Raw genomic sequence first — 15,073 nt, 5'->3', positions numbered from 1 at the left:
TGTCTGCAAGGGAACGGAAAAGATCATGACCCTTTATTCTTATGGTATTTCTGGTATGGGGGATCGTGTCTTTCCTTCAGACCCCCTGTATTCCCATCTGCTGCCGGCAGGGACAGATCTGGATACGGATATTCAGTGCGGGGTTTTCCTTAAGGGGGTGGCCCATTTTCTGAATGAACATCTTGGTGCAATTGAAGGCATTTATGGTGAAAAAATAGAGAAAATCCATATTGTCCTTGAAAAGCATGGTGCCTTTTACCATCCGTGCAGGGTACTTATTAATGAAAGGGCCGGTCAGCCTCTGGTAGTGAACGGGGCTGTCAGTGAAGCAGGTATCCGCACCATGGCTACGGAAATAAAGGCTCTTGGGAAACTGAAGAATAAGGCTGTAAGGGGTATTCCTGAAGTGTATTTTTCCGGTGAAGGTGAACTGGAAGGAGGAAAAAGAGCTTCTTTTTTTTCAGCCCCCTGGTTTGAAGGCTTTTGTGAGTTTCACTGGTCCGGTCTGAAAAACGGTTCCCTGGAGATGCAGGTCTGGCAGGATGATGGAAGCAGGTCTGCCTTGCAGGAAAAAGAGGTGTCTGATCTTTTCCGTCAGGCGGCTTCCATCCTCACTCAGGCCTATGATTTTAACACCTTTGACCAGATATTTCCCTGGCACCATGCTGCCGGAGATTTTGTTGTATGTCCGGATTCAGACAGGCTGGATGTCCGCCTGATCACCGTGCGTCAGTACACCAGCCTCATCTCCATGGATTCTGAAGAGGCGGATCTTTCGGATAAACTGGAAGGTCTTTTTCATTTTTTATGGAATATGCTGCTGCGGATGCGGCTGGATCGCTCAGATGGTGTGGGAGAGCTGGTATGGGCTCCGGATTATGTGCTTGCGCCATGTATTGCCGGTTTTTTTGAAGGCTTGTCTGAAAAATATCCGGACAGCAAAGAAATGGCAATGGTCAGGGAGGCCCTTCCTGAGATTGTCCGGTCCATGGGCAGGGATCACCTTTTTTCTGCCCATGGAGATCTTTTGTCTGCCTACAATCCCATGGCCCCGGAAATTGTTCTGATTAAAAAAAATCTGAGGGTGCATTCAGACGGTGTTTTTGAGGCAATATGTGAAGACAAAAAAAACAGGTAAATATTTTTTTGTAATAAAATACAAGATGGAGAGCTTTTTTTTGCACTGTGGGCAATATAGGGTATTCTGATAAAAAATGTTGATAAATAAGAGCTATTGGTTTTTAAGAAAAACCCCTTTTTTATTGACAATGGAGCGTTCACATCCTATATGATCCATCTTTGAATAGAGAGAAATAAAGGGTTATTTGAAAGCGATAGTAATGCATTGCGAATGTTTTGGTTTTACGGTGAGTTCCCCTTGACGAAACGTCAGGATTGTAAATCTTTCACATGGAGGTAAGGTAATGGCAAAACACGAAACTCCGTTGCTGGACCAGCTGGAGTCTGGCCCCTGGCCGAGCTTCGTCTCCGACATGAAGCTTGAAGCTGAAGTCCGTGCCAAGAATGAGGCCGGCATTGAATTTCAGATTCCTGTGGATGTTGTGGATGACCTCATGGGTGTTCTGGAACTTTCTTATGTACATGGCCGTACCCACTGGAAACATGGGGGTATCGTTGGTGTATTCGGTTATGGTGGTGGTGTTATCGGTCGTTACTGCGACCAGCCGGAAATGTTCCCCGGTGTTGCCCACTTCCACACCGTCCGCGTGGCACAGCCTGCGGGTAAGTATTACAAAGCAGACTACCTGCGTCAGCTCATGGACATCTGGCAGATGCGCGGTTCCGGCATGACCAACATGCACGGCTCCACGGGTGACATCATTTTCCTTGGTACCCGTACCGAGCAGCTCGAAGAAATCTTCTATGAGCTGACCCACAACCTGAACACAGACCTTGGCGGCTCCGGCTCCAACCTGAGAACCCCTGCGGACTGCATCGGTTCTTCCCGTTGTGAATTTTCCTGCTATGACACCAATGCCCTGTGTCACTTCCTCACCAATCTGTATCAGGACGAGCTGCACCGTCCCGCCTTCCCCTACAAGTTCAAGTTCAAGTTTGACGGTTGCCCCAATGGCTGCGTTGCCTCCATTGCCCGTTCCGACATGAGCTTCATCGGAACCTGGAAGGACGATATCCGCATTGATCAGGAAGCTGTTCAGGCCTATATCGGTGGTGAAATTGCTCCCAACGGTGGTGCCTTCAAAGGCCGTGACTGGGGTGCATTCGATATTCAGAAGGAAGTGATTGATCTCTGCCCCACCGAATGTATGTGGATGGAAGGCAAAGAGCTGAAAATCGATAACAAAGAGTGCAACCGCTGCATGCACTGCATCAACGCCATGCCCCGCGCCCTTCGCGTAGGTCAGGATACCGGTCTTTCCATTCTGGTCGGTGCCAAGGCTCCTATCCTTGATGGTCAGCAGATGGGCTCCCTTCTGGCTCCCTTTGTGGAAGTCAATCCCGAAGATGATTATGCTGCCGTTACGGAAGTTATTGAATCTATCTGGGATTGGTGGATGGAAGAAGGCAAGAACCGTGAGCGTCTTGGTGAGCTTATCCGCCGTGCCGGTTTCCAGAAAATGCTGGAAGTTACCGGTATTAAAGCGGATGCACGCCACGTCAGTGAACCCCGCTGTAACCCCTACATCTTCTGGAAAGAAGATGAAGTACCCGGTGGCTGGGAGCGTGACGTCAAAGAATACAGAAAACATCACAAGCGCTAAGAAGGGGAGGAATAATCCATGGCTTTTGTATCCTCTGGTTACAATCCGGCTGTTCCGATGGAAAACCGGATTACAGATATCGGTCCTCGTCACTTTGAAGAATTCTATCCCCCGGTCATCAAGGCCAACAAGGGGAAGTGGCTGTACCATGAAATCATTGAACCCGGCGTTCTGGTCCATGTTGCCGAAAGCGGAGACGAGGTATATACCGTCCGCTGTGGTGGTGCCCGCCTGATGTCCGGTACGCTCATCCGTGAAATCTGCGACATTGCAGACAAGCACTGTGACGGTTACCTGCGGTTCACCACCCGTAACAACATTGAATTTATGGTGGACTCCAAGGACAAGGTTGAAGCCCTTAAGGCTGACCTGAAAGACCGCAAGTTTGCAGGTGGTTCCTTCAAGTTCCCCATTGGTGGTACGGGCGCAGGTATCTCCAACATCGTTCATACCCAGGGCTGGATTCACTGCCACACTCCTGCCACGGATGGTTCCGGTACCGTGAAGGCCACCATGGACGAAATGTTCACGGATTTCCAGGACATGCGTCTTCCTGCCAAACTGCGCATTGCCATGGCCTGCTGTCTGAACATGTGCGGTGCCGTTCACTGCTCTGACATTGCCATCCTCGGCTACCACAGAAAGCCGCCGATGATTGACCATGAGTATCTGGACAAGCAGTGTGAAATTCCTCTGGCCATTGCCTCCTGCCCCACGGCGGCCATCAAGCCTGCCAAGCATGAGCTGCCCGATGGCACCAAGGTGAACAGCCTTGCCATCAATAATGAGCGCTGCATGTACTGTGGTAACTGCTACACCATGTGCCCCTCACTGCCCATTTCCGACACCGAAGGTGACGGTATTGTTCTCATGGTGGGTGGCAAGATTTCCAACCGCATCAACCCGCCCAAGTTCTCCAAGGTTGTTGTGGCCTTCATTGAAAATGAAATGCCCCGCTGGCCCACGATGACCCAGACCATCCGTCGCATGGTTGAAGCCTATGCCAGCGATGCCAGAAAATACGAGCGTGTTGGTGACTGGGCCGAGCGTATTGGCTGGGAGCGTTTCTTCGAGAAGTGTGAACTTGAATTTACGCACCACCTGATCGATGATTTCCGCGATCATGCATACTACACCTGGCGGCAGTCTACCCAGTTCAAGTTTTAAGAACTGAGTCTTTTGCTTCATGAGGCCGGTACCCTGACAGGTGCCGGCCAAAACTTTTTTCTTATGGAGGCGTACATGGCTCTTCCGGATAATGCAAAAGAAATGGTTTTGGATTACATCGAAAAGAAATCCAAAACCAAATCAAAATTTTACCTGAAAGATTTTTATACCATTTTCCCCGATGAAGGTCCCAGAACCGTAAAAAACTTCATCAATAAATTGGTGGGTGAAGGCATTCTGGAATACTGGTCTTCCGGTTCTTCCACCATGATCGGCCTTAAAGGTGCAGGCAAGCAGGCTGGCGCTGAAGGCGAATAAAAAAAGCTTTTTGAACGGAGCAACCGGCTTCATGCGTTATGATATACCCCGCATTGCCATTGCCGCCTTACGGGGCGGGTCAGGCAAAACCATTCTTTCCATTGGTCTTGCAGCGGCCTGGACCCAGACAGGTATAGGTGTCGCTCCCTTTAAAAAAGGTCCGGATTATATTGATGCCGGCTGGCTGGCCTTTGCCACAGGCCGGCATTGCTATAATCTGGATACCTATCTGTGCGAACCCCATGTGGTTCGCACTTCTTTTTTCCGGCACAGTCAGGGATCGGATATTGCCCTCATAGAGGGAAACCGGGGCCTTTATGACGGCATTGATCTGGCGGGCAATACCTCAACCGCAGACATTGCCAAACTGATTGATGCCCCTGTTCTCCTGTGTCTGGATGTGACCAAAAGTACCCGGACCATGGCAGCGCTGGTCCTTGGCTGCCTGCATTTTGATCCGGATGTCCGGATCTGTGGCGTTGTGCTGAACCGTGTGGCAGGAACCCGTCATGCGGGGATTCTGACAAAGGCCATTGAACACCATACGGGCGTTCCTGTTCTTGGGGCCATTCCCAAGCTCAGGGATCAGGATTTCCCGGAGCGCCATATGGGGCTTGTTCCTACCCAGGAACATGGATGGGCTACCCACTCCATCCGTACATCTGCGGCTGTTGTCAGGGAAAATGTGGATATGGACCGTGTTTTCAGCCTTGCACAGCCCCTTTCTCCCCAAGCCGATCAGAAAAAAGATCCGCTGATTTCGGATTCTTTATCCATAAAAGAAAGTTCTGTAAAAATAGGTTTTTTAAAGGATGCGGCCTTTCAGTTTTATTATCCTGAAAATCTGGAAGCCCTTGAAGCCGAGGGGGCCGAGCTTATACCCATCCACAGCCTTGAAGATCAGGAGCTTCCGGAAATTGACGCCCTTTACATTGGCGGCGGATTTCCCGAAACCCATGCCACGTCCCTTACCGCCAATGCCAGTCTCAGGAAAAGCATTTTTGAAGCAGCCCATGCAGGGCTTCCCATCTATGCGGAATGCGGCGGACTGATGTATCTGGGAGAGGCCCTCATTCTGGATGGCACATCTTACCCCATGTGCGGTGTTTTTCCTGTCCGTTTTGGTTTCAGTGATAAACCCCAGGGACACGGTTATGTCCGGGTGACGGTGGAGAAAAAAAATCCCTTTTTCCCCGAAGGACTGTCCATCCTTGGCCATGAATTCCGATATTCCAGAGTGGAATACCTGCAGGAAGATGTGCCCATGGTATTTTCCATGGGAAGGGGAACCGGGATTACCAAGGGCAGGGATGGTCTGATTTTTAAAAATACCCTTGCCGCCTATACCCATATCCATGCCCTTGGAACGCCCCAGTGGGCCCCTGCCATGGTGAACAGGGCCCGCATGTTTAAAGAATACGGGAAGTGATATCAATAAAAAGGGGTGCCGCACCTTCCCGTGCTGACACCCCCTGATGCATAACACGCCCTGATCCCCTCGTTTTCCCCGTTTCCCCTCAGGTACGTGTTTTTCTGGTTTTATCCTGCTGATTCTGCTTATCCGTCTTTTCTCAGTTGGTATGGCACTGGTTGCACATGATGGGAGCAATGCGCTCCCCTTTTTCCCTGTTGAACTGTGCATGGCAGCTTCGACAGCTGTCGTGCATGGCCTCTGCATGGAAGTCCAGCTTTGGTGTCTGGTCTCCCCTTGGTCTCTGACCGGGTATGCTGTGGCATGCGGCGCAGGACTGTACAGGATCACCCATGACCAGTTCCAGGGGTTGCCCCTTGTCATCATGGTGGCATGTGCCGCAGGAAATGCCGTAATCTTCTGAGTGCAGCTTATGGGTAAAGGTTACAAGGGGGCGCTCGTGTTCTTCATAGATGGGTGTTTTCATTTGAATGACATCATCGACCTCTGTTTTGATTGCACCAGCCAGTGCGACGGCTGCAGCACATAAAAGTAGGGCAGCACCTGTCAGCGCCAGGAAAAAACCTTTTTTCTGTTTCATGGAAACCTCCTGCATTTGGGGTGGGATAGGAGAGCCTTCCGGCGAGGGGGCCGAAAAACCCTTATGATGAACAGCATCTTTTATGGATCTTTCTGATCCATGGGTTTTCTTTGAAAAACACGGGCACCGATAATGCTGATTTCATAGAGCAGTACAAGGGGAATGGCCATCATCACCTGGGTAACCACATCCGGTGGTGTGAGGATGGCAGCCAGTCCGAAAAAAAGTAAAAGTGCGTATTTCCGGTTTTTTGCCAGAAATGCTGGCGTTACAAGCCCCATGCGGGCCATGGCCGTCAGTACAAGGGGCATTTCAAATACCAGCCCGAAGGCCAGAAGCATTTTGCTTGAAAAGGCGAGGTATTCCTTCATGGCTGGCAGAGCATGGATACTTTCCGTTGCAAATCCAAGAAAAAACCGAAAACCCCATGGAAAAACAATAAAATATCCAAAAAGAGCGCCCCCAAGAAAAAAGAAGACCGAAAGAAAAATAATGGGAATCAGCAGTTTTTTTTCTTTCTTATACAGCCCCGGAGAAACAAAAAGCCAGAATTCCGTCAGAATATAAGGGGATGCAAGAAGAAGGCCACCGAGAAGGGCAACTTTAAGATAGGTAAAAAAGGCTTCGGGAAGGCCTGTAAAAATGAGGGTGGAACCCGTTGTTCCCATGGCTTCCTGCAGGGGGGCCACAAGAATGAAAAAAAGCTGCTCCTTGAATCCGTAGCATATCAGAAAGCCAATACTGATGGCTATCAGCGACCGGATCAGCCGCTTTCTCAATTCCGTCAGGTGATCCATAAGGGAGAGGGACTCATCCTTCATGGCGGGTGTCTTTTTCCTTGTTTTCGTCCGGTGCTTTCAGGGATTTTTTTTCTTCCCCTGTCTGGGTTTCCGCATTCAGGGCATCTTTAAAGTCTTTGGATGCGCTTTTGAATTCGCCAAAGGCCTTTCCCAGGGAACGGGCAAGATCCGGCAGTTTTTTAGGTCCGATGACAATCAGTGCCAGTGCCAGAATGATCAGAATCTCCGGCATGCCCATACCAAACATGGAATCCTCCTTTTTCATAAAAAAATACGGCCTGTGCCGTATTCATTGACTATCTTAAGTATCTGTTCCGGACTTTTCTGTCAAGATAAGCCCGGAAAATGGCGGCGGGTACTCTTTTTTTACAAAAAAACCGGGAGTGCGCCGTGTATACGAATTCCCTCAAGATTCATGCGGACATCATAACACAGGATTTCAACGCCACAGTCAGAAGCCCGGCGCAGGGCTTTGGCGTATGCGGGATCAATGGTGTCCGCTGGGGTGAACCCTTTTGCATCTTCCCTTTGAACCAGAAAAAAAACAACGGCCCTTTTTCCATTTTCAGCCAGCATGGCAAGCTCCTCCATGTGACGTTTACCCCTTGTGGTTACAGCATCGGGAAAGGCGGCAAGCCCTTTAAGAATCTGGGTACAGTTTTTGACTTCCACAAAACAGTCTTTTTTTATGGAATCCGATAAAAGAATATCCATGCGGGAGTTTTTTACTTTGACTTCCCTTGTTATGTTTTCATATCCGCCAAGCTCAGGGATGTCTCCTTTTTTTATGGCAAGGGAGACCAGCCTGTTGGGTATCTGGGTGTGTACGCCCACAAGGCTTTCTTCCATCTGAATCAGATACCAGGTGTATGACAGCTTTCTTTTGGGTCCGGGTTCATGGGCCACCCACACGGGCCGTCCCGCTTCACTGCAATGGGTCATGGCTCCTGAGTTGGCGCAGTGGGCGGTAATGGTTTCCCCCGTATCCAGAAGGATGTCTGCAAGAAAGCGTTTATAGCGTCGGATCAGTGTGCCTTTAATGAGGGGGGGCCACTCAAGGAACTTGGCTTCAGGATGCATGGATGCTTTCCGGTATGTGGTTTTCGTGGTATCTAAAAGATATCTGAATACATGGTTACGACAATCATGGATAAAGGGCAAGGAGGGAAAATGGTATTGTTTGAGCCGTGGCATCTATGGGTGGTGCTGGGTATTATCCTTGTGGCAGGTGAAATGTTTACACCTGTATTTTTTCTTGCCTGTTTTGGGGTGGGGGCCTTTGCCGCGGCCCTTTTTTCCCTTCTGGGAACGGGTTTTGTTTTTCAGGTGTTTGTTTTTTCTCTCATATCCCTATTCTGCTGCTTTGCCGTACGCCCTCTGCTCTTACGTTTTTCTGCGGGGAAATCCGGAAAAATTCAAACGGGTATTCATGCCCTTACGGGGCAGACTGCCGAGGTACTGGAAGCCTTCGGTGGCCCCGGAAGTCATGGCAAGGTGAAAATCGGCGGGGAAGTATGGCGGGCCAGGGGAGGAGAGGGGCAGCTTTTTCAGGTTGGAGACCTGGTAAGCATAGAGTCCGTAAGTGGCGTTACCCTTCAGGTACGTCCTTTCAATAAACAGGATAAGGAGATAAAAAAATGGAACCACTGCTGATTATTATGGGGCTTCTGGCTTTTTTTGTCATTGTCTTTGCCATTAAGGGATTGAAAATCATCCAGCAGGCCGAAACCATGATTGTGGAAAGGCTGGGGCGTTTTCACCGGGCCCTTGACAGCGGTATCAATATCCTCTGGCCCTTTCTGGATCAGCCAAGGCAGATTCACTGGCGCTATGTCACCCAGGATGCATCGGGAGAAAAGCGGCTGACGGTGACCAAACTGACGGACCGCATTGATCTTCGGGAAACGGTCTATGATTTTCCCCGTCAGAATGTGATCACGAAAGATAACGTGACCATGGAAATCGATGCCCTTTTGTATTTTCAGGTTACAGACTCCATCCGGGCCGTGTATGAAGTGGCCAATCTCCCCCAGGCCATTGAAAAGCTGACCCAGACCACCTTAAGAAATGTGGTGGGGGAGATGGATTTTGATGAATGTCTGGCTTCAAGGGAAATCATCAACACCAAACTCCGCAGCATCCTTGATGATGCCACGGACAAGTGGGGTGTGAAGGTAACCCGGGTGGAGCTTCAGGATATTACACCGCCTGCGGAAGTGCAGGAGGCCATGGAAAAGCAGATGCGGGCGGAAAGGGACCGGCGGGCGGCCATCCTCAAGGCGGGAGGGGGAAAGCGGGCGGCCATCCTTGAGGCGGAAGGGGAGAAGGAAGCTGCCATCAACCGTGCCGAAGGGGAAAAACGTGCAACCATCCTCGAAGCGGAAGGGGAGGCCGAAGCCCGGTATAAAATTGCTTCCGCCGAAGCCATGGCCATCCTCAAGCTTGTGGAAGCCTTTAAGGACAGGCCCGGAGATCCGGCCAATTACCTGATTGCCGTGCGTTACATTGAAGCCCTCAAGGTGATGGCGGATGGCAAGGAAAACAAAATTGTTTACCTTCCCTATGAGGCCACCAACTTCTTAGGTTCCATCGGTGGTATCAGGGATATGTTTAAGGGCGCATGAAAGGTAACTGTTCAGCACTGTTTTCCAGGTACCATAGCTGCAAGACAGATGCACAGGCCCCAGGCTATTTGCCCGTGACGCAATCTTATTCGGGAGCTTCTTGCCCTGTGCGGAAGCGGCAAAAACTCCCCGCCACAGGCAGGATAAGCTTTTTGATTACCAAAGCAGACCTTTGTACGCTGCCTTTGTGGCGGCTCAGACAGTTTGCCGCTTCTTTCGCACAGGCCTGCGAAACTCTGATCCGAAACGATTGCAATGTCACTTGCAAATAGCCACGGAGCCTTGCAACAGTACGAAGCTGCTGAATAATTACCTTGAAATAAAATATTTTTTTAAAAGAAAATAGCAATCACGGTTAAAGCATACAGGGGTAAAAAGGATGAATTTGTCGGACATTGCGGCCATACCGCAGAGGATAAGGGAAAACATTCAGGTAAACCTTCCCTTCCGCATGCGGGAGCTTTATATGGAAGCCTTTCTTTCTCTGGGACTGAACCCGGAAATAGGCATTGATGGCTTAAGTCTGGATACATCAGGCTGGGAGGATTTCAAGGCCGTGGCCGGAGCCTTTCAGAAAAAGGGACGGCGCATCACCCTCCATGGTCCCTTCATGGACCTTTCACCGGGATCTCCCGATGCCGCCGTGCGCAGGGTTTCCATGGAAAGGATACAGCAGTTTCTGGAGCTTGTACCTGTTTTTAATCCCGTTTCCGTTGTCTGTCACGGTGGCTGGGAAAGCCGCCGTTACGACTGGATAAAGGATGAATGGTATGCCCGGTCCGCAGATTTCTGGAAGGGGGTTGCAGGGGATCTTTTAAAAAGAAACAGTCAGCTTTTTCTGGAAAATGTTTACGAGGAACACCCGGAAGAACTTCTGCTTCTTCTGGAGCATCTCCGGGCAGAAAAGGTGAGGGTCTGTCTGGATACGGGCCATCAGTCTGCCTTTGGTTCCGGAGACTTCAGCCACTGGCTGGGTGTGCTGGGGTCTTTTATCGGAGAAATCCATCTGCATGACAATAACGGAAAGGAAGACTCCCATCTGCCGCCGGGTCATGGGGTCATTGATTATACGCCCCTGAAAAAAATGCTCTACGCCCGGAGATCACTCCCCATTATTACCCTTGAACCCCATGAGCCGAAAAATCTTTTGCCTTCCATGGAATGGCTTGTGCAGGAGCTTGGGGAGCTTTTTTAAAAAACGTAATTGTTTAGCATAATTTTGTACCATAGCTGCCAGACAGAAGCACAGGCACCCAAACTATTTGCCTGTGACGCAATCTTATTCGGGAGCTTCTTGCCCTGTGCGGAAGCGGCAAAACCTCCCCGCCACAGGCAGGATGCACTTTTTTATTAACATAACAGGCCTTGGCACGCTGCCTTTGTGGCGGCTCAGACAGTTTGCCGCTTCTTATTAGCACTCCGGCACTCAAGCTCAATAAAGTTGTCTTGTTCTAAATTATTGGCTTTGGATTTATGGCTTGAGTGCCGGACGAATCTCTGATCCGAAACGATTGCAATGTCACTTGCAAATAGCAAGGGTGCCTTGCAACAGTACGAAGCTGCTGCAATTGCAGTATTGGAATTTCAGAATAAACTGTGCTGGACAGTTACAAAAAACAGACGCATTCCCTGAAAAATGGGGTCTGCATCTGTTTTTAGATGAACTATAATAACTATTATGAATGATTGTAATTTATACTTTATTTCGCCCCCTGTTCCGTGAACTGGCAGGGGGGCTTATGGGTTTGCCTTTAAAGGGTTTTGATACCTTATTTTTCCCCCCTTCTTTTTTTGCCTTTCTCTGCAGCACAATTTCCCTGATTTCTTTGTCCACCTTTTTTTCACTTTGGGCATTCCCCGGACGATACAGCACAAAATCCGGAACATCCGAATCAATGGTATATCCTTCCACGCTTTTTACGGGGATTTTTCGGCCCAGCAGCTTTTCAATGGCTTTCAGGGATTGTTTTTCTTCTGCGCTGACAAGGGAAATGGCAATACCGCTGATCCCTGCCCTGCCTGTTCTGCCTATTCTGTGGATGTAATCTTCCGGAATTCCGGGCATGTCATAGTTGACCACATAGGGAAGATGGGTGATGTCCAGCCCCCTTGCCGCCACATCCGTTGCCACCAGAACACGGATTTCATCATTTTTAAAGGCCTGAAGGGTTCTTGTGCGAACGGACTGGCTTTTATTGCCGTGCAGGGCAGCACTGCGGATTCCCTGTGCAGCCAGTTTTTCCGTAAGCTTGTTGGCTCCGTGTTTTGTGCGGGAAAAAACCAGTACGCGGGTCCAGTTTTCCTTGAGAATCAGGTGGCTGAGCAGGTTGCGTTTATTGGTTTTATCCACAAGGTGAACCTTTTGAACAACGGATTCGGCAGCGGTTTTATCGGGAGTAACCTCAACGGATTCAGGATTTTGAAGCATTTTTGCCGCAAGGTCCCGGATTTCTTTATTGTAGGTGGCAGAAAAGAGCATGGTTCTGCGGTCTGCGGGAAGAAGCTGGAGAATTTCATTGATGGCCTTGCTGAATCCCATATCCAGCATTCTGTCCGCTTCGTCAAAAACCAGAAATTCAATTTCCGACAGTTTTAGCTGGCGCTGACCAGAAAGATCCAGAAGACGTCCGGGGGTGGCCACAAGAATGTCTATCCCTTTTTTCAGGCGATCGATCTGGGGGTGAATTCCCACGCCGCCGTGAACAACGGTGCACCGAAGGGAAACCCGCCGGGCAAAGGCCTGAATGCTTTCTCCCACCTGAAGGGCCAGCTCCCGTGTTGGGGTGAGGACCAGCGCTCTGGGGTGGCGGGATTTTGTTTTCTGTCTGGAAAGAATTTCTGTCATGGGAAGGGCAAAGGCATCGGTCTTTCCCGTACCAGTCTGGGCGCGGGCAAGGATATCTCTGCCCTCTAATATGATGGGGATGGTCAGGGTCTGAATGGGTGTGGGGCTTGTATATCCCTTATCCTGAATGGCCTTCAGCAGTTCAGCCCGAAGGCCAAGTTGATCAAATGACATATGGAATCCTGAATCTTTTCTGATGGTGTTTTTTGTTTCTGTAAAAATCATGAGTGCTCATGCTGCGAATACAAAGGCATCCGACATATAGCCTTATTTTGCTGGGATGTCTTAATAAATTACGGTTTTTTAGTATAGCAGCCTCAAGGTGATGGTGAAGGAAGCCTGTTTTAAAGGATGTTGATAAATCAAAACTTATGAACACCCTGTACCTGTTACTTCTTGCCTGTCCCTGCCCGTTGGCTGTTCGTTCCTTGAAGTTTTGCAGAGCGATACCATTTTAGATTAACTAAAAGAAATTCTTACATCCTCATGCCTTGCTTTCATAGCGTTCAGCAGCCGCTTTGAGTCTGGAATGAGCTATGGGTGGCCTGTCAAGGGCTTTTAGCAGCATACTTGCATCCTGCTCACTAAGCTTTAGAATACGTTCCTGTTCTAAAATATTTTTTGCCTTTTCCACCGCCGCACTCAGTACAAAGCTGTTTATACTTGACATACCGGACAAGGAAGTCGCCGTACTCAATAAATTGCGTGTATCCGAATCTATTCTGGCGGTTATACGTGGTAATGTTGTCATATTTATTCTCCTTGCCAGGTGTAAAGGTGCCAAAGTGTCACACCATATAATATGGAGTCGGGCTGCTTGCATATCAACCCCCCCCTTCTTTTGCCACTGGAATATAAGGTCAGCTGGCAGACTTTCATCCGCTGACTTTTGTTTTTTTAGCCTTTTCCCAGCTGCTGGTGCTCCGCAGGCCTTTTTTATGGATTCAGCCCCCCTGGACAGCGGTTTATCATATCCCTCTTTCGGAGCAGGAAGATTATTACTGGTTTTGAGTAGTTTTTTTATTCGGGAAGGAATGCCCATGTATGTCAATACAAGTGTCCGCTATATTCGCATGATCAGGATGATTCCCCGTTCTCCCCGTAAAATAAGTGCTTCAGAAATCCATTCAAAGCTTGTTGATATGGAGTTTGATGTCAGCCTGAGAACGGTTCAAAGGGATCTGGACATATTATCAGGTTTTTTCCCCATCTGTAACGATGATGAGAAACCCCGTGGCTGGATGTGGGAAAAAGATGCGCCCTTTGAAACCCTGCCCGGTATGGACCCTTTATCTGCATTTTCCTTTAGAATGATAGAAACCTTTCCTCCATCCCTCATGCCCGTTGCGGTACTTAAAAATCTCAATCTCTATTTTGATGTTGCCAGAAAAACGCTGGATACCGATGTCCACAAACCCCTGAAAAAATGGCCCGACAAGGTAAAAATGCTGAGCCGAACCCAGCCCCTTCTTCCTCCACTTCTGGATTCTGACGTGCTGGATACGGTTTATGCTTGTCTTCTGGAGGAAAAATGTTTTTCTGCCACCTATCAGCGCAGGGGTGAGGATGGGGCAGTGAACTATGGGCATGTCAATCCTCTGGGGATTGTTGTGATGCCTCTGTCATAGTTCGTCTGCAGGCAGTGCCTTGCCCATATTTATAAAAGCGATGACGGTAATGGTTCTATCTCCGTCCGCCTTGAAGATGAAACGGTCTGGCTGACCATCGACCAGATTGCCGAGCTGTTCAAAAAAAGCCGTTCCACGATCAATGAACATATCCTGATATATTTTCAAGGAAAACGAACTTGTTGAAGAGGTTGCCGTGAGAAAAATCGGAAATTCCGATTTTTCTACCAAGTCTTTGCCGACTTGACCAACTTCAAAGGAACGCAGCCCACACAGGCCGAAGCAATGATCGCCAAAAACTACCTTTCTGAACAGGAACTGCGCGTACTCAAAACCTCGTATCCGCCTACTTCGACTTGGCAGAACTGAGCGCCATCGAAGAACGGGAAATGCGGATGGCCGATTTCGTCCGTGAGTTAGACAATATCCTCTCCTCCGCCGGTCGAAAACTCCTCGATACCGCCTGTCAATGACCAAAATTTTGACCCACTTTTGGTCAATAAAATTGACCCGTTTTGATAAAATAATTTATTTTTTTTCTTTTTTTTATTGTTGAAAAGATGTGGATAAGTTTTCCTTCGGCCTGCTTTTACCGAATCAGGATGACGGTCAGAAGCCTTTAGTGTTTTTGAAGGACGGCTACAGGGTTATGAACATTTATCTGTTGGTAAGCTTTTGATAACGGGTAAACAAGCGCCTGTTTACCGTTGAAAACCTGTCGAAATCTCCTAGAAATTCCAGCCCCGGAACAAGGCTTCTCACCACGGGAATACGCAGATCCCTGCGGGTCAGCTCCCCATGAACCGGTGTAAAACCATTGGCCAGCAGGCAGTTTTCCACCCTGATCAGGTCGTTTGCCGGATTGGATGTTGAAAAGTCCGGCAGGCTTTCCAGACAGGACAGCTACAGGGTTATGAACATTTATCTGTTGGTAA

17 protein-coding genes are annotated in these 15,073 nt (G+C 49.1%); 9 read left to right on the top strand and 8 right to left on the bottom strand.

Annotated elements, in window-relative coordinates:
- The first annotated feature begins 25 nt into the window (after positions 1–25).
- The 5 genes from LZ24_RS02830 to LZ24_RS02810 all read left to right on the top strand — a co-directional run bounded on the left by LZ24_RS02830 (position 26) and on the right by LZ24_RS02810 (position 5,658).
- On the top strand, positions 26–1,138 hold the full coding sequence (locus tag LZ24_RS02830; protein ID WP_144682142.1) for a hypothetical protein: 1,113 nt from the start codon (positions 26–28) through the stop codon (positions 1,136–1,138).
- Positions 1,139–1,424: 286 nt separating this feature from the next.
- Positions 1,425–2,744, top strand: a complete 1,320-nt coding sequence (gene dsrA, locus LZ24_RS02825) for a dissimilatory-type sulfite reductase subunit alpha (protein WP_144682140.1) — start codon at positions 1,425–1,427, stop codon at positions 2,742–2,744.
- 18 nt (positions 2,745–2,762) lie between these two features.
- Positions 2,763–3,911 carry a dissimilatory-type sulfite reductase subunit beta gene (gene dsrB / locus LZ24_RS02820; protein ID WP_144682138.1) on the top strand — a complete coding sequence of 383 codons (1,149 nt, stop codon included), beginning with the start codon at positions 2,763–2,765 and terminating at the stop codon, positions 3,909–3,911.
- A gap of 75 nt (positions 3,912–3,986) precedes the next feature.
- Positions 3,987–4,229 carry a dissimilatory sulfite reductase D family protein gene (locus LZ24_RS02815; RefSeq protein WP_144682136.1) on the top strand — a complete coding sequence of 81 codons (243 nt, stop codon included), beginning with the start codon at positions 3,987–3,989 and terminating at the stop codon, positions 4,227–4,229.
- Between the two features lie 31 nt (positions 4,230–4,260).
- Complete coding sequence (locus tag LZ24_RS02810) at positions 4,261–5,658, top strand: cobyrinate a,c-diamide synthase (protein WP_144682135.1); 1,398 nt, start codon at positions 4,261–4,263, stop codon at positions 5,656–5,658.
- A gap of 142 nt (positions 5,659–5,800) precedes the next feature.
- Here LZ24_RS02810 and LZ24_RS02805 read toward each other — a convergent pair whose 3' ends face one another.
- The 4 genes from LZ24_RS02805 to sfsA all read right to left on the bottom strand — a co-directional run bounded on the left by LZ24_RS02805 (position 5,801) and on the right by sfsA (position 8,121).
- Positions 5,801–6,241, bottom strand: coding sequence for a cytochrome c3 family protein (locus tag LZ24_RS02805; protein ID WP_186442896.1), 441 nt, complete (start codon positions 6,239–6,241; stop codon positions 5,801–5,803).
- Positions 6,242–6,321: 80 nt separating this feature from the next.
- The gene (gene tatC, locus LZ24_RS02800) at positions 6,322–7,062 is read right to left on the bottom strand and encodes a twin-arginine translocase subunit TatC (RefSeq protein ID WP_144682131.1); all 741 of its coding nucleotides are present in this window, start codon (positions 7,060–7,062) and stop codon (positions 6,322–6,324) included.
- Positions 7,052–7,288, bottom strand: a complete 237-nt coding sequence (gene tatA, locus LZ24_RS02795; protein WP_144682129.1) for a twin-arginine translocase TatA/TatE family subunit — start codon at positions 7,286–7,288, stop codon at positions 7,052–7,054. Before tatA ends, tatC begins: the two co-directional genes overlap by 11 nt.
- A 119-nt stretch (positions 7,289–7,407) precedes the next feature.
- Positions 7,408–8,121: a DNA/RNA nuclease SfsA gene (sfsA, locus tag LZ24_RS02790; protein ID WP_144682127.1), complete on the bottom strand. Its 714-nt coding sequence runs from the start codon at positions 8,119–8,121 to the stop codon at positions 7,408–7,410.
- Between the two features lie 90 nt (positions 8,122–8,211).
- Here sfsA and LZ24_RS02785 point away from each other — a divergent pair, with 90 nt between their 5' ends.
- From LZ24_RS02785 to LZ24_RS02775, 3 genes are all read left to right on the top strand, one after another.
- On the top strand, positions 8,212–8,694 hold the full coding sequence (locus tag LZ24_RS02785; RefSeq protein WP_186442895.1) for an NfeD family protein: 483 nt from the start codon (positions 8,212–8,214) through the stop codon (positions 8,692–8,694).
- A complete protein-coding gene (locus LZ24_RS02780) occupies positions 8,679–9,665 on the top strand; it encodes an SPFH domain-containing protein (RefSeq protein WP_144682123.1) in 987 nt (328 codons plus the stop codon). Before LZ24_RS02785 ends, LZ24_RS02780 begins: the two co-directional genes overlap by 16 nt.
- 379 nt (positions 9,666–10,044) lie before the next feature.
- Positions 10,045–10,860, top strand: coding sequence for a sugar phosphate isomerase/epimerase family protein (locus tag LZ24_RS02775; RefSeq protein WP_144682121.1), 816 nt, complete (start codon positions 10,045–10,047; stop codon positions 10,858–10,860).
- A gap of 498 nt (positions 10,861–11,358) precedes the next feature.
- Here LZ24_RS02775 and LZ24_RS02770 read toward each other — a convergent pair whose 3' ends face one another.
- Together LZ24_RS02770 and LZ24_RS02765 are read right to left on the bottom strand one after the other, a co-directional pair.
- A complete protein-coding gene (locus LZ24_RS02770; protein WP_144682119.1) occupies positions 11,359–12,684 on the bottom strand; it encodes a DEAD/DEAH box helicase in 1,326 nt (441 codons plus the stop codon).
- A 310-nt stretch (positions 12,685–12,994) separates the two neighbouring features.
- Positions 12,995–13,261: a type II toxin-antitoxin system TacA family antitoxin gene (locus LZ24_RS02765; protein WP_144682422.1), complete on the bottom strand. Its 267-nt coding sequence runs from the start codon at positions 13,259–13,261 to the stop codon at positions 12,995–12,997.
- Between the two features lie 289 nt (positions 13,262–13,550).
- Here LZ24_RS02765 and LZ24_RS02760 point away from each other — a divergent pair, with 289 nt between their 5' ends.
- The gene (locus LZ24_RS02760) at positions 13,551–14,138 is read left to right on the top strand and encodes a helix-turn-helix transcriptional regulator (protein ID WP_144682117.1); all 588 of its coding nucleotides are present in this window, start codon (positions 13,551–13,553) and stop codon (positions 14,136–14,138) included.
- On the opposite strand, the gene LZ24_RS02755 is transcribed toward LZ24_RS02760, so the two are convergent.
- Positions 14,133–14,288 (bottom strand): hypothetical protein, encoded by a 156-nt coding sequence (locus LZ24_RS02755; protein ID WP_222427509.1) that lies wholly within the window; start codon positions 14,286–14,288, stop codon positions 14,133–14,135. The two genes, LZ24_RS02760 and LZ24_RS02755, sit on opposite strands and share 6 nt — an antisense overlap.
- 507 nt (positions 14,289–14,795) lie before the next feature.
- Positions 14,796–14,978, bottom strand: a complete 183-nt coding sequence (locus tag LZ24_RS02745) for a hypothetical protein (RefSeq protein ID WP_144682113.1) — start codon at positions 14,976–14,978, stop codon at positions 14,796–14,798.
- Positions 14,979–15,073: the final 95 nt, after the last annotated feature.

The organism is Desulfobotulus alkaliphilus, assembly GCF_007830435.1.
GTDB classification, from domain to species: Bacteria; Desulfobacterota; Desulfobacteria; order Desulfobacterales; family ASO4-4; genus Desulfobotulus; species Desulfobotulus alkaliphilus.
The sequence above is the reverse complement of the archived record's forward strand: the minus strand, read 5'-3'. Positions and strand labels throughout refer to the sequence as shown.